Raw genomic sequence first — 18,917 nt, 5'->3', positions numbered from 1 at the left:
CCCGCGGAGCGGGTACCCCATCGCTGCGCGATGGGCAAGCGAACACCCGCGCTGCGCGCGGGTGTTGCGCTCCCGCTCCGCGTGAGCGCTGCTGCTCGGCTGCGCCGAGCAGCCCACCGGCCCGGCTGCGCCGGGCCGGTGACGCTCCGTCCGCTGCGCTCCCGGAGCTGCGGGGCCTGCGGCCCCGCGAGGGTGGCCTACGCTGCGCTCCAGCCACCCGGGCCGCTACGCGGCCAACAGGCCAGCCCCGCTGCGCGGTGCGGCCAACGGGCCTTCGGCCCGGGCAGCGAGGGGAGGGGGGAAGTTGGGCGAGTGACGGGGACTTGGGGCCGACCACCCGGAGGGGCGGGCCGGATTGAGGGGGTGTCAAGGTCCTGGATTGGCTGGCGATAAGGCAAGACTAACAGCTTTGAGCCACGTTCGAGAGAATTTCAGTATTCTTTGTGCTTCATTTCTGTAAGCAAGATAGACTCTGGACTCAGAGCACAACACCCCGGACCGCTCCGGAGGGTTATCGAGATCCACCCGGCCGCCTTGCCGGTGGGGCGCGTCAACCAGCGCGCGTCAGACCAACCGTAGCCTTAGTGGCCCATCTACGTGCAGGTTTCCTGGTTCCCGCCGCTCGAATCGATCGGACGGCACCGCAGGAGAAGGCAGGCGATATGTCGAGCACAGACCGCGCTGATCAGCGCGAGGCAGCCCAGCGAGAAGCCATTGACGCGGTCGTGCGTGCCCTCGAATTGCCTGCAAGATCACTTGTGCCCGAACAAGGGCTTCGAACACAGGTGATCATGGCGACCGGGTCCGGGAAGACCCGGGTGGCGGTCCGCAGCGCGGAGGAGCTCCACGCGGGCCGTGTCCTGGTGCTCGTGCCCTCGCTGGACCTGCTCGCCCAGACCGAGGCCGCGTGGCGCGAGGGAGGCCGCCGGGGGCCGATGATCGGGGTCTCCTCGCTGCGCGGTGAGGAGGTGCCTTTCCCCAACACCACGGACGTGGACGAGCTGGTGGAGTGGACGCGCGGCCTGGACAAGGTCACCGTGTACGCCACGTACGCCAGCCTCGGGCTGGGCACGCTGGAGCGAGCGCACGCCCGGGGCCTCGCGGCCTGGGACCTGATCGTCGTGGACGAAGCCCACCGCGTTTCGGGCCGGATCGGGAAGCCGTGGGCGGTCGTCCACGACAACCAGAAGATCCCGTCCCTGCGCCGTCTCTACATGACGGCCACGCCGCGGCTGTGGCAGCTCGGGGACGAGGACGAGGCCGGCGCACCGGGTGAGCTGGTCGCGAGCATGGAGGACGACCCCGAGGGCTCCTTCGGCAGCCGCTGCTTCACCCTGTCCCTCTCGGAGGCCATCGACCGGGGAATCTGTGCCCCCTACCAGGTCGTATGCGTGGACGTCACCGACACCGCGCTCCAGGCCGCGCAGCTCCTGGGCGCGGAAGCGCGGTCCGAGAAGGTGCGCGGGGCCCGGCTCGCCGCACTCCAGACCGCCCTGGTGAAGGCGTCGGCCGAGGAGGGCTTCCGCCGCACGCTCGTCTTCCACCACCAGATCCGCGAAGCCGAAGCGTTCGCGGCCGGTCTCCCGGACGTCGCCGCGCAGCTGTACGCCAGCGACCCCGAGCTGTACCCGAAGACAATCTGGGCGGACTGGCTGTGCGGCGACCACAAGCCGCTCCACCGGCGGCGTCTGCTGGGTGAGTTCGCGGCGGGGATCGCCACGGACGGGACCGTGGTGGAGAAGTGCTTCCTGTGCTCGGTGAAGGTTCTGGGCGAGGGGGTCGACACCAAAAACTGTGACTCCGTGTACTGGGCGGATGTGCGCGGCTCGATGCCGGACCTGGTGCAGGCGGTGGGCCGGGCGCTGCGGATGCAGCCGGGCGAGGGCAAGATGGCGTCGCTCGTGGTGCCCGTGCTGCTCGGGCCGGGCGAGACGGCGGACAACATGCTGACCTCGCGGGCGTTCGGCGGGCTCGCCAAACTGCTGGAGGCGCTGCGGGCCCACGACGCCCGGATCGTGGAGACGCTCGCGGAGCAGCAGGCGCCGAGCCGCTACAAGCCCGTCAGCAAGGACGACAGCGGGAAGAACACGGGCGGGAACGGTGAGGGCTCCGGAGGCGTCAGCGCCCCCGCCAAGGCCCTGCTGAGGTTCTCCACGCCCCGCGACCCGGCCGCCCTCGCCGCGTTCATCAACCTGCGCGTCCTCAACCCCGAACACGAACACTGGCGGCGCGGCGTGGAGGCCGCCGTCATCTACAACCGGCTGCACGGCGACCTCCGCGTGCCGTTCACGTTCCGCGTGCCCGCCGCCGACGCCCAGGAGGCGGAAGGCGAGGGGTGGCCGGCCTCGCTCGCCGGGTTCCCGCTCGGGCAGTGGACCGCCGACGCACGCCGGTTCTACGCCCGCGGCCGTCTGGACGAGGACCGCGTTAAGCAGCTGGAGAAGCTCGGCATGATCTGGTCGCACTACGACGTCGCGTGGGAGGAGGGCCTCGCGGCCGCGCGCGGCTGGGCGGCCGAACACGGCCACCTCCTGGCCCCACTGGACGCCACCTACCAGGGCTACCGGGTAGGCATCTTCCTGAAGAACGCGCGGGCCGCCGCCCGTAGGGCTCAGGAGATCGAGCACCGGCGTGCCGAAGGCCTGCCCGTTCAGTCGTCGGCCGGGACACTGTCCGACGAGCGGCGCGAGCAGCTGGAGGAGATCGACGCCTCCTGGTGCCCCGCGTGGCCGGTGACATGGCAGCGGTGCTTCCACCTGGTGCGGATGCACCTGGACGCCGGTGAGACGCTGCCGACCGAGGCGGGCGACGTCGTGCGCCAGGGCGAAGATCTCGGGCGGTGGGTGCAGTCGCAGCGGCTCGGCTGGGACCAGCTCACCACCGTGCAGCAGTGGATGTGCGAACAGTTCCTCGGCATCGAGCCCGCAACCGAGGACGAGAAGCCGCCCCCGCCCCGTACACAGGCCGACAAATGGGCAATGAACTACGAGGCCGCCAAACAGTTCTACGAACGCGAAGGGCACCTCCAGGTACCGCGCAAGCACGTCGAGACGATCGTCGTCGGCGGCGGGAGCGGCGGCAGCGGCAAGGGCCAGGAGGAGCGGGAGCTGCGGCTCGGTGCATGGATCGGGAACCAACGCTCCCGGGCGGCGACGCTGACGCCGGAGCGGATGGAGCTACTGTCCGCGATCGGGATGCGGTGGTCGTAATGGGCGTCGTCGTCACCGCGGCCGCCGCGCTCACGGCCGGCTATCTGCTCGGGCGGATGCGCCCGTGGCAGCGGCTGGGCGACTGGGCAGCCGATCAGGTCCGCCACGCCGGGACGTGAGCCCGGGGCGGCGCCGGGCGGCAAGCCGTCGTCGTCCTGGCCCACGCCGTCACCGCGCCGCGCACCAGCTGGCGCATCATGCGCACCCCCGCCGCCGACACCACGGCGCCGGTGCCCGTACGCGATCCGGACTGGGTCGCCCACCGCACCCGAGCAAACAAGGGAGGTACCCCGTGAGCACCGAGCAGCACGACGCCGACGCGTACGGCCAGGAGCCGGCCGCCATCAGCCACCACCAGCACGAGGCCACGACGGCACGGTTCACCGTCTTCCAGGCCCTGGCCGCCGCCGGGATCGGGCACGAGCAGGCCGACGACATCGTGGCGAAGCTGGAGGCCGGGGCGGTGGCCGGCGCCCACACCTGGATCTCCGAGAGCAGTCCCCCGCACGGGTCCGAGCCGCGGTTCGAGGACGGCTGGTTCGCCGGTGTCCGCGACGTCGCGAGCTACCTGCGGCGGATCGCCGACCGCACCGCCACCACCGAGCGCGGGCGCGCCGCCTCCAGCGCCATGCTGGTCGCCCACCTCCAGCAGCCGCCCTCCCCCGCCCCGGAGGCGACGGCGGCGGCCGAACCCGCCCCGGTCTCGGTGCCGCAGCTGGAGGCGAAGGACGTCCTGGTGGCGGCGGAACGCTTCCCGTGGGCCGTGGCCGCGCCGGGCACCCGCCACTGGCCGGACGGGTCGGACTTCCTGGACGTCGCGCTGAGCGCGGTGGGCGACGAGGAACGCGCGGGGTACATCGAGCGCCTGGAGGCGTTCGTGAAGAAGCACCGCGACCGCCTGGAGGAGCTGCTGCGCGCGTACGGGCCGGGCAGCACGCCCGCCTCGCACGGCCGGTACGCGCTGGTCGGTCAGCCCGAGACCCTGGTCATCCTGGAGCGGATGGAGGCCGCCCCGTTCCTCCTGCGCGGCCGGTGGGAGGAGGAGCTGGAGACCGTCTTCCTGGACGACCTCGAGTTCGCGTGGGGGCCGCGCATCCGACTCAGCCGGTGAGCAGCCGGGAACCAGCAGCGGGGCCGGGCAGGGTGATCCTGTCCGGCCCCGCTGTCGTCGGGTCAGCCGAAGTCGAGCGTGTCCTGGGCGAAGTCGGCCGGGGCCGGGGTGGGCGGGGGCGCCGGCGGTCCCGCTGGGCGGGCGGCCTTCCAGCGTTCGGCCAGCTCGTCCTTCCAGCCCTTCGGCGGGGGCCACGGAACGCCCCAGGCGGCGAGCTGGTCGCGCTTCCACCCGCCGGCGGGTGTGCGGGCGGCTTCGATCTCTTCGGGTGAGGGGAGGTACGTCATGGATGGTGCGCTCTCCGTGTTCAAGAGTTGCCCCGCAATGCGGTGACGGAAGACCGACAGGTCAGATGCCTTGCTCAGAGGGAGCCACCCTTCGGGCATGGGGGAGGTCGCAAGCGAGGGAGGTTGAGCGCCGACGGGTGCGTAGTACATCTCGGCCCGCTCTTCCCATGTGGTCGTTTTCAACGCGACCTGCTCGTTGAACACTTCCTGCCGGAGGTTGAGCATCCCGGCCTCGTTCAGCGCCCGGACGAAGTTCAGGAGCTCGATCGTGCCGACCATCGCCCAAGCCACCAGGGGTACAGCAGCGCGAAACCGGTCGCGCAGTCCGAAGGTGTCTCCCTCCTTGCGGCGCTCTGGGTCGTGATGCACCACGTCTCCATAGATCCAGGCCATGGCCAGCCCGTGCGCATCGAGGTCACGCTCTTCGCCCGTGGACGTGTCAGCGACCATGACCCAGTAGCCGGATTCGTCGCGCGTGGCGGGGCTCACCCGTGTTCGCCACTCAGCGCGTGCGGCCCGTATCCACGCCGCATCTTGCGGCGCTGCTCGACAGGTGTAGCCCAGAGCTGAGAGCGCCTTCATGTGGAAGCAGTCTTCTTGCTCTAGCAGAATCGGCCTGATACGCGCTGCCGCAGACTCGACCACTTCCTCGGGCGGCAGCTCGTACGAGATCCGGACCTCGCCTCGTTCGACACGGACGTTGATGCTCATGCGGGTCAGCTCGACAAGAGCGTCCCAGTCGGCGGCCAGCGAGTGTTCCTCCACCCTGCGGGCCCTCAACACGAAAGCTTCCAGCAAGCGCTGGTGCTTCTCGTCAAGAGTTTCCGTCTGCCCGTGCCCCACGCGTCGTCCCCCTCCTATCAATCGCGTCCAGCATGACGTGCCTTCTCCGCCACATCCATCCAATTGGCCGGGCTGATCCTTGCCAGAAGGAGAAGCGCGACTGGTCGGAAGGCGTGCCCCGGCTCAACGGCGCAGGCGCGAGAGCCAGCCGGTCTTCTGCTCGGGCACGGCCGGCTCCTGCTCCTGGTCGTGCTCCTCCCGTCGGGGGCTCACGCCCCAGGTCCGGTCCAAGTCGGCCTCGAACTGCTGGTCGCAGTCCCCGCACAGAGACGGGTGCTTCGCTGGGGAAGCAGTCCAGCCGACGGGCTTGGTCGCCTTCCACCGTTCGTCGGTGAACGCGGCACCGCACTCGGTGCAGACGGGGCGCTCGGGGGCGGGCCAGAAGTCGTCCGAACCGGCCTCACCGCGCACCGGCTCCTGGCGCTCCTGCGTGCCACCCGCTGGGCTGACGGCGGTGATGGCGCGCTGCTTGCAGTCGTCGCACAGGTGCGGGTGGGTGTCGCGCGGGGCGCCCCATCCGGTGGGCTCGATGGCCTTCCACCGTTCGTCGGTGAACCGGGTGCCGCAACCGGCGCACACCGGACGGCGGGCCTCCCGCTCGGCCCGGTGCTGTGCGGCGATGCGGCGCAGCTCCTCCTGGTGCTCCCGCTGCCGTGCGGCGTACTCGGCCTGCTTGCGGGCGTCGTGGGCTTCACGGCGCGGATTGCCGATCGCCTCCAGGAGGGTCTGGTTCTGCGGCCGGCCGAAGCGCCGGAAGACCGCTCCGGCCGGGCCGTGCTCCTTCAGCTGCTTCATGCCGGTGACCACAATGGGCAGCTTGCCGTCGTACATGTGGAAGCCCTCCTCGTACCAGGTGCCCTTCCAGTGCCGCTCGGTCAGTTCGGCCAGCTGCGCGATGACGGTGTTGGGGTTGCGCGGGCCGATCCGGTTGAAGACGAGCAGCAGCGGCGGGTGCGGCTGGTCGCCGCGGCGGCCGTCGGGCACCCACCAGCGGGTGCGCCACATCGGCCGCTCCTTGCCGTCGACGTCCTTCACCTTCCGCTGGCCAAACCGCATGTACTTGTCGATCTTCGCGGCGAGGACCTGCGCGGACTCGAAGCAGTTGTCGATCTCCACGAACAGCAGCGGCACCCCGTCCTCGGGCGCGGTGATGACGATGTCCGCCTGGGCGCCGCCCTTGCCCGGGTTGGCCCATGTGCCCGTCGCGGGCAGCGCCACCTCGGTCGCGTAGGAGGCGATGGTGCCCAGCCCGGCGGGCGCGTCGAAGGCAGCCTGCGCGGCGGCACGGATGTCGGCCGGCTCGCCTGTGAGCTCGGACAGGTTCGGCTTCGGGCGCAGCAGGGCGAGTACGGCTTCGTTGACCGTCATCGGGTGGGAGGCCCCGGTGCGGCCCGCGCCGCGGGCCGGGTTGCCCATCTCCCCCACCGGCCGCCCCAACTCGCGAGCAGCAGCCTTCAGGCCCATCGGGGTGAGGTTGCGCAGCCTGTCCCCGCCCGGGAGCTGCCCGCCGTTCTCCGCCAGGCCGTGCTTGCGCAGATCGGACAACGCCCCGGTGTGCGAGGCAGTACGAGCCTGCTTCCGCTTCGACGGGGTCGGCTTGTCGGTGTGCCGGTAGCTCAGGTGCGGGGCTGAGACCTGCTGGATCTGTTCGACCGTGGCGACCTTCAGCACTCCGAGCACACGCAGCACGTCACCGCGCAGGTTGTTCGACGACCCCGCCGGGTTCTCCTCACGCTTGACCGCCATCAGCTGCGCTCCTTCCCCGTCGTCTGGCACGCGCGGCCACCTGCCGAGCGCCGGCCGCGCCCGGCCGCCAAGGGCACCCGGCCCCCGAACCCGATGATCTCCTCCTCCATGGACATCACTTCAAAGTTCAGGAGCAGATAAGAGGGTTGTGACAACGCGGCGCGCGCCCGTATCTGCGTGCTGACCTCGGCTATCTCCGTCCGGCTCGGTGCCGGGCACCAAAGTGGGTTCCACAGTGGCCTCCCAAGTGCGCACCGCAGGAAGCCAGGAAGGCTTGCCCGCCGGTGGTCGGGCCCGTGGTCGGGGCGGGCACGCCGGGCGCCTGCCGGGGGTCGGTGCGTGGTCATCGCAGCGGCTCCTTCGCTTCAGACCGCCCTGGCGGGCGGGACTCGAGGGAGCAGCGTGCAGGGGGCCCCCTTGTCCGCGGTCTAACCGTGGCCAGGTCAAGGAGAAACATGGTGATGGTCGGGGCGGTAGCAGAGGTGGACAAGGGGTCAGGGTCGGGCTCATGGTCGGCCCGACCACCATGGACAAGGGGGCCCGGTTTGGCCCTTGCAGCCCCGATTCGCCGGTTTCTCTTGAGCGGGGAAAATCTCTGATCTCTGTCCACAGGCCCGCCCGCCAACCATGCGATGAGCACGCCGCGAGTCGCGCGGCGGCCATCGTGAGGAGAGCTTGATGCCGTACCCGTTCCCGTCCCGCACGCCGCTGACGCCCGACCAGGTGGAGCAGGGCTTCGACTACCTCCTGGCGCTCCAGATGGGCGGCGGGAACTACGTCTCCGACCGCACGCCGGCCTCTCCAGAGCTGGCCTTCCTGCTCCTGCGGCTCGCCGAGAACATCGTCTTCCCCGTCACGGGAGTCCTGGGCGACGGAGAGCCGCACGCGGACTCCTTCGCCCTGGACGAGGTCGGATGCATCTTGCTGTCCGCCCTGCGGGACTGGACGCGCGACTCCCCCACCACGGCCGTGCTGGGCATCGCCCGCAGCATCATCCGCTTCGTCGAGAACGTCATCCCCGACCCCGACGACCACGGAGACACCCGAGCCACCCTGGAGACCATGCGCGACGAACACCTGGAGTGGGCCCGCGCCGTGCAGTGAGCCTCCGCCAACCTGAAGTTCCAGTTCAAAGGACTGGTGTGACCGGTCCCCGGGGTACTCGTGCTGGTCGTGGGCGGGAGTCCGCGGAGAAGATCGTCCGTCAGCGGTTGATCTCGAGGTTCGTCAGGACGAGCAGAGCACGCAGGAGGCGGGTGGCGCGAGCGGGATCGGTGCGGAGCTTGGTAAGGATCCGCCAGTTCTTGAGGTGGGCGAAGCCGTGCTCGACTGGTGCCCGTCCGATTGCGAGGACCCTGTTGGCTTGCTTCTGCCCCGGGGTGAGCTTGTGGGTCCGGGTGGCGATGTAGCCGGTGACGATCACAGGGTCGAGGATGTCGTTGTCCAGGCCGCGGAAGCCGAGGTCGGCCAGCGCTCCGAGGCCGGCGGCGCGCAGGTGGGCCAGGATGTGGTCGTGACGGGCAGCAGTGTTGTCGTGGGTGCTGCCGGGCCGGGCAGCGGATATCCAGATCAGGCGCCCGTTCTCATCGGTCAGGGCGAGGAAGTGCAGGCCATGGCTGCGGTGCTTGCCGGAATAGTTCCGCCGGTCGGCCTTCCCGGTGCGGCGCCTGGTGCGGATGAGGGTGCCATCGATCAGGACCACCTCCCCACCCTGCCTGACGACCTTCTTCAGGGCACGGTCCAGCCGCGGCGCCTGCGCGGCAAGCAGTCCGATCAGCTCGTCGCGCCAACGGCGAACGGTGGACTCGGACACGTTGTTGCCGCCAGCCATGTCGGCCAAGCGCTGGTCATGACGCAGCACGGCCAGGACGATCACCGCGATCCTTCCAGGCGGCAGGATCCGCCACCTGGACCGGATCAGCTTCAGATGGCGTCGCAGCAGACCGGCGAGGTGGCTGACGGTACGCGTGGACAGCGATAGACAGCACTGGTAAGTCAGTGCGTGGGGATTCTCGGCAGGCTCTTCGGGTTTCGTCATACGACCTCAACCCCACCTTCAGCACCTCCAGTTACGCCGCCTCTCACCGGCTCTGCGTGGGAGGGTGGTCTTTGGCCCCCGTCCCGGCGTCTGCTGGAGCCGTTGAACAGGAGGCGGGGCACGGTTGGAGGAGTGAGTGAAGGGCCCTGATATGTCCCGCGGTGCTCGTCTGGCCGCCCACGGCGCCGTTTCCACATCGCTGGCGCTGCGCAGTGACCGCAGTCTGCGCGAGTTTGTGGACGCCGGCGCACCGCTGGGGTCGGGCATCGGTGGGACGACGGTCCTGCTGGAGGTCGAGGGAACCCGGGTCTTCGTCAAGCAGGTACGGCTGACCGATCTGGAGCGACGGCCGGAGCATGTTCACTCCACCGCGAATCTGTTCGGACTCCCGGCCTTCTGCCACTACGGCATCGGCACCATCGGCGGCCCGGGGTTCGGGGCCTGGCGGGAGCTGGCCGCGCACACCATGACGACGAACTGGGTGGTCGCGGGAGACTACGAGGGCTTCCCTCTGATGTACCACTGGCGGGTGATCCCAGACTCTGGCCAGCCGCTGCCCGAGGAACTGGCCGATGTGGACCGAGCTGTCGCCTACTGGGGAGGCGGATCAGCGGTACGCCGACGGATCGAAGCTCTCCAGCATTCCACGGCGAGCCTTGTGCTGTTCCTGGAGTACATCCCGCAGAACCTGCACGACTGGCTGGGCGTCCAGATCGGGGCCGGTGACGAGGCGGCCGAACAGGCCTGCGCCATGGTCGACGACGAGCTGAAAGCCGGCATCTCGTTCATGAACGCCCGCGGACTTCTGCACTTCGACGCCCACTTCGAGAACATCCTCACCGACGGCCGACGGCTCTTCTTCACCGACTACGGCCTCGCGATCTCCTCACGCTTCGACCTCACACGGGACGAGGCCGACTTCTTCGACCAGCACCGCACCTACGACCAGTGCTATGCCGTCACCCACCTGATGAACTGGCTGGCCGTCGCTCTCTACGGACACACACCGGAAGAACGCAAAACGTTTGTGAACGCGTGCGCCCAAGGGGCGCCCCCAGAGGGGGTTCCCGCGTCGGTCGCGGCGCTCCTTGTCCGTTACGCACCGGTCGCCGCGGTGATGGGCAACTTCTATCGCGAGTTTCAGCAGGAGAGCCGAGCGGCTCCCCATCCGCTGGCAACGATCTGTCGGATGGGGCGAAGTACGTGATCAGCGGCAGCCCGTCACAGGCGGGTGGTGAACCGGGGTAGCTTCCGCAGCCAGCCCCGGTCGACGAGTCTGACCAGCTTTCCACGCAGCGGTTCCAGCTTGGATCGGATGTTGACGTCCACTCCCAGCATCTCGCCGACCTGCCGAGCCATGACCGGTCCAGCGGCCTGTCGCACGGCGGCGAGAATGCGCTGGTAGTCCGGCGGAAGCACGTTCTCCTCCATATCGGAGGTGCGGTGTGGGATCAGCATGACCGCCCGCCCACCCACCTGCGCGGGCACCAACGTGGCCGAGACGCGCTCATCAGCGATCTGTTCGCTCACCCGCTCAAAAACCCGTTCGACGACAGTAAGCTCGTCTCGCTCGGCCCGCACCTCCGCCAGCTGCTTGGCCAGCTGTGCTTCGAGTTCATCCAGTTCCGCACGCCGCGCGGTGATCCGTTCCAGCAGCTCGGGATCCATGCATCGGATCGTAAATGGCCGCCTGACCCCAGCGAGTAGAAACCAGCGAACCGTCCGGCTCTGTCAGACGATCTACTCCGCAGACAGCCACCCACGACCAGCGCGAGCACTTCGAGAGCTGGTCACACCACATCGCTGACCTGCTGCTTCAGGTTGGCGAAGGCTCAGTGGAGTGGAGCCGGGCGTCGTCGGTGCGCACCACCGCACCGGGTGCGCACCATCGGGTCCACTCAGTGGCCGGTCTCCCGGCCGCGGTGCGGTCCCGGATCCTGCGGGTGGTGCGCCTGCTGATCGTCCCGGCGCACCGGGTGCGGCGTCTCGGTGTCGTCGCGGCGCGTGTAGCGATTCATCGTGGAGTGGGACCGGTCGGCCGCCTCGCTGAACGCGTCCTGGAGGTGGCGCAGGCGTTCGGCGGTGACATCGAGGGCTTCGACGTCCGTGCGCGATTCCCGCAGGGCCCGCAGCGCCGTCATGTCCAGCGCCTCGCGGCGGCCGGGCTTCTGCTCCTGGTCGTCGTGCTCGGGGTCGGCCGGCTCGGGCGCGAGCAGCTGCTCGGGCATCGCCGCCTGCTGGTGGGCGACGACGTCGTACGCCCGGCCCCGCACGGCGGCGGCCGTGGTGGTGTGCAGCTTCTCCCGCACCACCGCACCGGCGAGGACGGCACGGTCGTACTGGAGCGGGATGCGGGGGATCTCCCACTCCCCCACGTCCTGGCCCGGCGGGCGGGGCGCCGCCGGCTCGCCGGGGTCGGCCGGGGGCTGCCGGTCCGGGTCGGGAGCGGGAGTGGGTGGGCGGCGTCGGGCGGGGAGGTCGGGCAGGTCCCACCGGGCGGTGTAGAGGCGGTAGCCGGATTCCAGGCCGCGCACGGTCTTCGGCTCACTGATGTCCAGGCAGTGGGTGGAGATGGCGGCGGCCACGATCTGGTCGTCCAGGACGGGGTCGCGGCGGCGGCCGCGCAGGACGAGGGCGAGGTGGCGGCGGGCTTCGGCGAGCAGGTGCCGGCGGTGGAAGCGGCCGCCTTCGTTCATCACGAACACCGTCGCGGTGACGTCGACGGCCGCCAGGGCGACATCGACCACGGCGGCGACCCGGGCCCGGATCGCCGCAGCCGCGGCACGGGCGTACTCGAGGAGGGAGGTGATGACGTCGACGGCCACCCCGGAGGTGAGGATCGCGCTCGTCTTCCACCACGCGCGCAGTTGCGCGAGCGGCCGTGTCTTCTGCTTGGGCGGGCGGGTCCTGCGGGCGGCCATCTGGTTCAGCTTGGCGCGGGCCCGCTCGGAGACCACGGGCAGGAACTTCAGCTCGGCGTCGTCGTCGACGGCGGTGACGTACTCGTGCTCCAGGTCCTCGAGGCAGGCGGCGATCTGGTCGCTGCGCCGGGAGGTCCAGCGGATCAGCACGTGCGGCACCCCGGCAATCTCCATCACGGGCCGGCGCCCCGGGGTGACGGTGCGCGGCTCGGTCGCCAGCCCCAGCGCCTCGCAGACCTCAGCGGCCACGAGCTCGTTGTAGAGAGCGGAGGCGGCCACGGTGTTCTCGTGCAGGGCCGTGGTGTGGATCGAGCCCCACTTCCCGTCCAGGCGCTGCCCCTTCACGGACAGAAGCAGATGGTCATGGAGCAAGGGCCGGCCGGAGCGCGCCTCGTAGTGGTGGAAACGCGCGGCGACCAGACCGCCGGGCGGCCGCACCCGGTAGATGCCGTCCTTCCCGTACCGGATCACCGCGACCTCGTCCTCGATCCACTCCAGCACCCGCTCGATCGCCCGCTCGTGCGCGGCCTCGATCACCCGCCGGGTCTCCTCATCCCCCAGCGCCCACAGGAGGTAGATCGTCGGCTGCGGCCGGAAGACGAAGTCGACACCGGTCACCGCACCCGGCGACCGAGGGCGCCGACCTTGAACGCCTTTTTCGGGGACGCGCCCTTGGCGAGCCGGTCGGCCTCGATCCGGCCCGCGTACGGGTGCCGGCCCCGCTCGCCGAACAAGTTCCGCAGCTGCGCCTCGGTGACCTCCTCCCCCGGCGCCAGTCCGAGCACGGCAAGTCCCCGGCCCATCCATCGCCCGACCGGGACACTGGCTTGCTCCTGGGCCTCGCGCAGCGGCGTGCGGGCCGGGCGCCGACCGTCACCGACAACGGTCTCGCGCAGGTAGTACCGGTACATCTGCCCGGCCCGGATCACCTTGATATCCACTGTCATGCAGACCACGCCACACGGCCCTGACCTGCAAGAAAAGGCTGACCAGTAGTACGTCCCGCCAGGCGGGAGCAGCAGCCGGACTTTCTTCTCAGGTGCCCGCCGGGCGGGAAGCGGCCCCGAGCCGAAAGCGAATGTCATCGCTCTCCGGCACCGGCAGCTCCCCAGCACGAAGCGGCCCGTCGTCGGGACGTACAGAAGGCGCCGAGCTGGGTGCTGCGAGGGGTGTTACCGGGGGGCGAGCGTGATGGTCAGAGTGACCGCGTTGTGGCCGTGGAGCTGGTCGGCTCCGCCCTGCTGTGCGATCGAGCGGGCGTCCGTGGTGAGCTGTACGTAGATGTGGGGTGCGGGGTCCTCGTCGAGGGCGAGGGCGAGGGGGCGGGCGATCTCCCGGGCGATCCATCCGAGGAAGACGCCCTGGTGTTGGACTTGGATGGCGTTCGGGTCGGCCTCGTTGCCGGGGTCGCGGACGAGGTCGAGGAGGGTGCCGGCCGACAGCTGCGTGAGGTGGAGGTCGTTGCCGCTGTGGCGGACGCCGCGCAGGGGGCAGGTGAAGGTCCCGGTGCCGCTGAGGATCGCGGCCTGGGTGGCGCGGGGGCTTCGGCGTTCGGTGCTGCGGATGAGGAGGCGGGCCGTGTCGGGGTCGGTGAGCGTGGTGATCTCGTCGGTGGTGAGCTGGCTGAGCCAGTCGAGGAACTGCCGGAAGGTCGGCTCGGGGTAGGGGCAGTTGGCGGCGAGGGTCGTCGCGGTGGCGCGGTCGTGGATGCCGATGCTGGAGGCGTAGCAGGCGGCGGGGCTGCCGACCCCGTATTTGATCATCGCGGGGAGTGCGGCCAGGTGGCCCTCGGCGGGGACGCCGCGGCGAAGTTCGAGGAGCTGGAGCAGCGCGGATACGACCCAGGCGAGGTCTTGGACGATGATCCTGTCTATCGCGCTGGTCGTCGCGGTGATGTCGGGGGTGAGCAGGTTGCCCTGGTGGCGCTGGTGGAGGTCGGCTGCCGGGACGCCGGCGATCCAGTCGGTGGCCAGGGGTACGAGCGCGGGGGCGGCGACCTTCTTCTGGCGGATGCTGCGCTGGACTTCGTGCACCTCGGTGGCGAGGGTCAGGATGAGTCGCTGCAGGTGGGGCCAGTACTCGGCGGTGAGTAGTTCGGGGCGTACGTCGAGGGCGGTCTGGATCTGCTCGGCGGCGGCGAGTGCGTCGGTGCCGCCCTGGACGCTGAGGCCGGAGCGGACGATCGCGGCGCGTGCGGGCCGGTCGGGCAGGCGCTGGGCGATGGCGGCGACGCGGCGGGCGGAGAAGCGGGCCAGCGGAGCCAGGGACCATTCCTGGGCCCCGAGCTGGTGTCCGCCGAGGGTGTCGCCGAGGAGCGATTGGGCGGCCTGCTCGAGGAGGTGCTGGTCGGGGGTGTCGACGACGTCCTCGGCGAGCAGGGCCAGGAGCTGGATGTCGAGTCCGTCGGCCCACTCGGCTAGTTTTCCGTCGGCGGGGTCGGCCAGGTCCAGCGCGGTGAGGTCCTCGCCGACGTCGGGCCGGTGGCCGAGGCGGGCGATGACGAGCTCGTAGTAGAGCCAGCCGAGCGTGGAGACGACCGGTTCGATCCTGTTCCGGTCCAGGTAGTGGCGGCGCAGTTCCTGGGCGGCGCTGGAGTCCTTGGCGATCAGTACGACATGGCCTTCGGTCTCCTGGCCGGCGCGGCCGGCCCGCCCGGCGGTGTTCCAGAAGTCGCGGACGCTGACCCTGTCGTTCTGGCCGCGCCAGGTGTCAGGGACGAGGACGGTCTTGGTGGGCAGGTTCATGCCCTGGGACAGGGTGCTGGTCGCGCACAGGACACGGAGCGCGCCGTTGCGGTAGGCGCGCTCGAGGCAGGCGCGGACGGCTTGGGGGACCTCGGCGTGGTGGTAGGCGTAGCCCCCGAGGACCATGATCGTGAGTTCGTGGCTGTTGCCGATATGCCGGCCGATCTCGGCGGAGGCTTCCAGGCGCCGTCGGGCGACCTCGGCGTTGAAGGAGCCGTCCGTCATGCCGAGTTTCGGCGCGCCCTCCTTCTGCAGTGCTTCGCCCAGGGCCTTGGCGGCGGCGCGGGCCTTGATCTTGGTGGGCTGGGCAATGAGGACGGGGCCGAGCCGGTCGAAGTGCAGGGCCAGGGCCGCGGCGACGTCCTTGGGAGCGCTGGGGAAGAGGTTGACGCGCTTCTTGTGCCGGGTCAGGACGCGGGGAAGGAAGAACTCATCTGTGCCGCCGTTGCCGTAGTCGATGGCACCCTGTTGTCCGTCGGCTTCTCGGCCGCGCCAGGAGAAGACGCCCGTCCGGAGGCGGGAGGGCGACCAGTTGGTGCTGGCGAGGTTGGTGGCGTCCGCGTCGGGGTCGAGCCAGCGGGCGAGGTCTTCGCCGTTGGGCAGGACTGCGGAGAGCAGCAGGAGGCGGGCGGCTGGGGCGGTACGGCGGATACGGGTCAGCAGCATCTCCAAGCGCAGGCCGCGCTCGGAGCGGTCGATGGCGTGACCCTCGTCCACGAGGACCAGGGCAAGACGCGCTGTCAGCTCGGGCATGTTGCGCAGCAGCAGGTCGAGCTTTTCGCTGGTGACGACGAGGACGTCGGTGAAGTCCAGGAGCTGCATCTCGTAGCGGATGTGCTCGGCGCCGCCGAAGAGCGAGGAGACTCTCATGCCGAGCAGTTCGAGGCTCTCGGCCAGGTGGCGCTCCACTTGTGCGGCAAGGGCGCGGGTGGGGACGACGTAAACGGCGAGCCGGGAGACGAGCCACCAGCGGTTCTCGTCGCCTGGCCGGGGGGCGAGGGCGTGGAGGATGGCCCACTCGGCGATGTGGGTCTTGCCCGCCGAGGTGGGCATGGTCACCGCCATGTTCCGGGCGGCGGCGTCGACCAAGCCAGCGTCCAGGGCGGCGCGTTGAGAGGGCCACACCTGGATGACGGGCCGCTCGGCGACAATCAGGGCCTTGAGGTAGCGCTCCCACAGGCGGCCCCAGGTGGCTGCGCGGCGCAGCAGCAGCCAGGGCGAGGTGGCGACGACGTCCTCGGCGACGTGGGCCAGGGAGTCGATCAGTGTCCAAGTGTCGGCCACCGAGGCGTCCAGCAGGATGGAGGAGGCCTTGCGCAGATCGGCGACGGCCGCGTGGCCGGCGGCCCGGCTGCCGGTGCGCCACAGGGCGGCGAGGTTGCGGGCGGCGCGACCGGTGAGTCCGTAGGCGGCGAGTACGGCGGCGTCCGCCACATCAGCCTGTCCTTCGGCGGTTTCCCCCAACAGCCGCTGTCCCAGGACGGGAAGGTCGTCGGCAGTCTGCTGGCCCAGGCGCGCGACCTCGTCGAGGTCGCGGCGCAGTACGGCACCGGTCAATTCGGCGATCCGGTACGGAGCGGCCGTGGTCGGCGTCTCGAAGACCTCGAGCTCGCCGCGGGCGAACAGGGACCGTGCTTCGCGAGTGAAGGCGGCGGCGAGAGTGGCGGCGTTGGCCTGGTAGCCAGCCAGGCTCCACATCGTCGAGGCGATCGCCAGAAGCTCCACGCGCCGCGGGTCCGTGGCCTGATGGCGGTCGGCGAGGTCGGCGTACGCCTCGGCGATCTCGGTCAGCGGGCCGGGATCGGCTCGGCGTTCGCGCGGGGTGCGGGTGAGCTGGCCAAGTCGGGCCAGGGTCAGGCCATTGCGCATGCTGTCGAGGTCGTAGGTGTAGGCGACGGGGGCGCCTTCCAGGCTGATCTGGTCACCCAGGACGTGCGAGCGCAGCTGGGCGCGCAAAAGGGGGCCAGCTTCGCCGTCGGTGAAGACTTCCTCGCCGAGCCGGTGGATGGTGCCGTCGTAGTCCTTCACGCCGCGGTGTCCTCGCTGGTCTCGGGCTGGCGGGGGCCGGAGCCGGTTTCGGCGGCCTGGTAGACGCGGGTCACGAAGTCCTGGAGTCCGCGGATCTTGACGACCGTCAGCTCGGTGCGCTGGGTCACCACGCCGGCCAGGACGTCGACGACATCGTCCTTCCAGGCCAAGGCATCGTGCACGAAGACCATGTGCCGCTCCACCACCCGCTCCCTGGGGCGGCGCAGCAGGCCGGCGAGATGGCGTACCAGGAACTGGTGGTCGCGTTCGGCGCAGCGAACCATCGCGAAGTGAATGCTCTCGTCCAGGCGGACGAGGACCTTCTCCAGGCTGTCGTACGCTTCCTTCCCCAGGTCGCGTTTGCGGGTAGCGCGGGTCTTAACCTCGGGCACGGCGATCACCGGAGGCGTCTGGCGGAAGCGGAAGGCCAACACGTCCGTGCCCTGTACGGCCTGATTCGGGGTCTGCTTGTAGCGGAGCTTGAGGATCGGCACACACCAGCGACGCACCCTTCGGTACAAGGCAGCGGTGACGATCTCTCCGAAGTCACCGTGCCGCACCGCAACCCGGGTGGGGAACTTGTTGACGCGGAGATAGTCGGCGACCTCCGGGGATCCCAGGTCGTCGAACACAAGCGCGAGCTCGCTCGGGTTGAGGTAGTTACGGGCTACATCGTGGCCGAGCTGATCCATCAGCTCCTCGTCACCGAGCTCGCCAGACTCGACTAGCGCTTCGTAGTGCAGCTCGCCCCCCGGCTGCTCCACCGGCTCCTGCTCCAGCCACCTGCCGAACATGCACACCCCCGAACTCGCCGATCCCCCCGTCCTCATTGTCACCGGAACGACGACCCCGACGGCAACGGATACATCAACTTCCACGGCTGAAACGACCCCGTCCAGCCCCAGGCCCGGCCCCGCTGTGCAGCCCGCCTCGGCTCTTGGCCGGGGGGATCGCTGAGGCGAAGACGCCCAGGCTGCCATCGCAGCGCATCAGCGCCTAAGGTGTTCTTCGGTTGAGGCGGGACTGCCGCCCCAACCAAAGACGCGCATCATCGCGGGTCAGGAGTAGTCGCCGCGTTCAGCCCGGCGCAGGATGTCACGTTCCCTGCCGGACGGGGTATCGAGTGAGTCCTCGTGGTCGATGACGATGGTGTCATTGGCCGGCTGGGCTCGTACCTGGGCCCCGTAAGCGTCGGGCGCCTTCACCAGAAGAGCGTCCTGCCCGACCACGTCAGCGACGGGCCAGCTCTGGATGAGGTACGACTCGACCACTTCGTCGATCACCGTCTGGTCCACTGCCCTGTCTCTGCCACGCGCGTTGACGCGTAGCCGGTACGAGCCCGGGCCCTGCAAGGCCAGAGAGGGCAGATCGGCCGGATCGTCCATGAAGGGCGTCAGGAACAATTCCCCGGACAGGGATGGCATGAGATCTCAGCAATCTCCTCCCAGCCGTGGGCCGTATCCGGCTTTGAGCGTACGGCTCGACCGTGACGTAGACGTCTCCGGTGTGGATCCCGGTGGTCACCTCGACGGTCCCGCCATCAGCGGGCACCAGGCCGGTGAGGCTTGCGTCCAGGTCGTCGGCCACAGGCCCCTGCGGGTCCGTGACCTCTCAGCCGCCACGTGTGCGACCGGACGACCTGAGCGGACACGTTCGACCAGCAGCCGTCTCCCGAAGACGGTCAACCGGGCCTTACGGTGGGACACGAAGACCTCCGTGCGGTGCAGTCCAAGACAGCTCCACCACACCGGAGGTCTTCGCCATGATCAAGACCCGTGACTGTCAACAACGCTCGTGATCAATACATCTAGCTACCGTGAACGGCGAGGAATCACCGCGCTCCATGCCGCACTCCGTGCGGGGCCCGGCCCATGTGGACTTCATGGTCGCTCCTCCATGACGGGCGCAGTCGTCGGTCCCTCGTCCGCTGGTCGGACCACGCCATGCGACGAAGCACACGACTGTGTCGTCTAAGGCTTGCCCAGATGCG

At 69.9% G+C, this 18,917-nt stretch carries 13 protein-coding genes and 1 pseudogene; 4 read left to right on the top strand and 10 right to left on the bottom strand.

Annotated features, from left to right (window positions below; all coding sequences use genetic code 11):
* Window positions 1-662: 662 nt before the first annotated feature.
* Window positions 663-3,209 carry a DEAD/DEAH box helicase gene (locus Q5694_RS32810; RefSeq protein ID WP_333937163.1) on the top strand — a complete coding sequence of 849 codons (2,547 nt, stop codon included), beginning with the start codon at window positions 663-665 and terminating at the stop codon, window positions 3,207-3,209.
* Window positions 3,210-3,501: 292 nt separating this feature from the next.
* Window positions 3,502-4,320 (top strand): hypothetical protein, encoded by an 819-nt coding sequence (locus Q5694_RS32805; protein ID WP_333937162.1) that lies wholly within the window; start codon window positions 3,502-3,504, stop codon window positions 4,318-4,320.
* A 62-nt stretch (window positions 4,321-4,382) separates the two neighbouring features.
* Here Q5694_RS32805 and Q5694_RS32800 read toward each other — a convergent pair whose 3' ends face one another.
* Entirely contained in the window at window positions 4,383-5,450 is a 1,068-nt protein-coding gene (locus tag Q5694_RS32800; protein WP_333937161.1) for a hypothetical protein, read from the bottom strand.
* Window positions 5,451-5,573: 123 nt separating this feature from the next.
* Window positions 5,574-7,196: a replication-relaxation family protein gene (locus Q5694_RS32795; RefSeq protein WP_333937160.1), complete on the bottom strand. Its 1,623-nt coding sequence runs from the start codon at window positions 7,194-7,196 to the stop codon at window positions 5,574-5,576.
* A gap of 678 nt (window positions 7,197-7,874) precedes the next feature.
* On the opposite strand from Q5694_RS32795, the gene Q5694_RS32790 reads away from it, so the two are divergent.
* Window positions 7,875-8,300, top strand: a complete 426-nt coding sequence (locus Q5694_RS32790; RefSeq protein ID WP_333937159.1) for a hypothetical protein — start codon at window positions 7,875-7,877, stop codon at window positions 8,298-8,300.
* A 100-nt stretch (window positions 8,301-8,400) separates the two neighbouring features.
* Here Q5694_RS32790 and Q5694_RS32785 read toward each other — a convergent pair whose 3' ends face one another.
* Entirely contained in the window at window positions 8,401-9,234 is an 834-nt protein-coding gene (locus Q5694_RS32785) for a transposase family protein (RefSeq protein ID WP_333937158.1), read from the bottom strand.
* A 151-nt stretch (window positions 9,235-9,385) separates the two neighbouring features.
* Between Q5694_RS32785 and Q5694_RS32780 the strand changes: the two genes are divergently transcribed.
* Entirely contained in the window at window positions 9,386-10,441 is a 1,056-nt protein-coding gene (locus tag Q5694_RS32780; protein ID WP_333937165.1) for a protein kinase family protein, read from the top strand.
* 14 nt (window positions 10,442-10,455) lie between these two features.
* Here the strand turns inward: Q5694_RS32780 and Q5694_RS32775 are convergent, their stop codons facing one another.
* The 7 genes and pseudogenes from Q5694_RS32775 to Q5694_RS32745 all read right to left on the bottom strand — a co-directional run.
* Complete coding sequence (locus Q5694_RS32775) at window positions 10,456-10,902, bottom strand: hypothetical protein (RefSeq protein ID WP_333937157.1); 447 nt, start codon at window positions 10,900-10,902, stop codon at window positions 10,456-10,458.
* A gap of 230 nt (window positions 10,903-11,132) precedes the next feature.
* Window positions 11,133-12,773: a MobF family relaxase gene (mobF, locus tag Q5694_RS32770; protein ID WP_333937156.1), complete on the bottom strand. Its 1,641-nt coding sequence runs from the start codon at window positions 12,771-12,773 to the stop codon at window positions 11,133-11,135.
* Window positions 12,770-13,102: a relaxase domain-containing protein gene (locus Q5694_RS32765; RefSeq protein ID WP_333937155.1), complete on the bottom strand. Its 333-nt coding sequence runs from the start codon at window positions 13,100-13,102 to the stop codon at window positions 12,770-12,772. Before Q5694_RS32765 ends, mobF begins: the two co-directional genes overlap by 4 nt.
* 225 nt (window positions 13,103-13,327) lie before the next feature.
* Window positions 13,328-16,927, bottom strand: coding sequence for a DEAD/DEAH box helicase (locus Q5694_RS32760; protein ID WP_333937154.1), 3,600 nt, complete (start codon window positions 16,925-16,927; stop codon window positions 13,328-13,330).
* The gene (locus tag Q5694_RS32755) at window positions 16,924-17,721 is read right to left on the bottom strand and encodes a hypothetical protein (RefSeq protein ID WP_333937153.1); all 798 of its coding nucleotides are present in this window, start codon (window positions 17,719-17,721) and stop codon (window positions 16,924-16,926) included. Before Q5694_RS32755 ends, Q5694_RS32760 begins: the two co-directional genes overlap by 4 nt.
* 264 nt (window positions 17,722-17,985) lie before the next feature.
* Window positions 17,986-18,351, bottom strand: a complete 366-nt coding sequence (locus Q5694_RS32750; protein ID WP_333937152.1) for a hypothetical protein — start codon at window positions 18,349-18,351, stop codon at window positions 17,986-17,988.
* Between the two features lie 147 nt (window positions 18,352-18,498).
* Window positions 18,499-18,633: pseudogene (locus Q5694_RS32745) on the bottom strand (IS481 family transposase); the annotation flags it as partial.
* Between the last annotated feature and the right edge of the window lie 284 nt (window positions 18,634-18,917).

This window comes from Streptomyces sp. AHA2 (assembly GCF_036857595.1).
GTDB lineage: Bacteria > Actinomycetota > Actinomycetes > Streptomycetales > Streptomycetaceae > Streptomyces.
The sequence above is the reverse complement of the archived record's forward strand: the minus strand, read 5'-3'. Positions and strand labels throughout refer to the sequence as shown.

Coding starts and splice junctions, on each gene's coding strand:
- Q5694_RS32810 (WP_333937163.1), top strand. CDS start 663: ATGTCGAGCACAGACCGCGCTGATCAGCGCGAGGCAGCCCAGCGAGAA.
- Q5694_RS32795 (WP_333937160.1), bottom strand. CDS start 7,196: ATGGCGGTCAAGCGTGAGGAGAACCCGGCGGGGTCGTCGAACAACCTG.
- Q5694_RS32790 (WP_333937159.1), top strand. CDS start 7,875: ATGCCGTACCCGTTCCCGTCCCGCACGCCGCTGACGCCCGACCAGGTG.
- Q5694_RS32785 (WP_333937158.1), bottom strand. CDS start 9,234: ATGACGAAACCCGAAGAGCCTGCCGAGAATCCCCACGCACTGACTTAC.
- Q5694_RS32780 (WP_333937165.1), top strand. CDS start 9,386: ATGTCCCGCGGTGCTCGTCTGGCCGCCCACGGCGCCGTTTCCACATCG.
- Q5694_RS32775 (WP_333937157.1), bottom strand. CDS start 10,902: ATGGATCCCGAGCTGCTGGAACGGATCACCGCGCGGCGTGCGGAACTG.
- Q5694_RS32765 (WP_333937155.1), bottom strand. CDS start 13,102: ATGACAGTGGATATCAAGGTGATCCGGGCCGGGCAGATGTACCGGTAC.
- Q5694_RS32755 (WP_333937153.1), bottom strand. CDS start 17,721: ATGTTCGGCAGGTGGCTGGAGCAGGAGCCGGTGGAGCAGCCGGGGGGC.
- Q5694_RS32750 (WP_333937152.1), bottom strand. CDS start 18,351: ATGCCATCCCTGTCCGGGGAATTGTTCCTGACGCCCTTCATGGACGAT.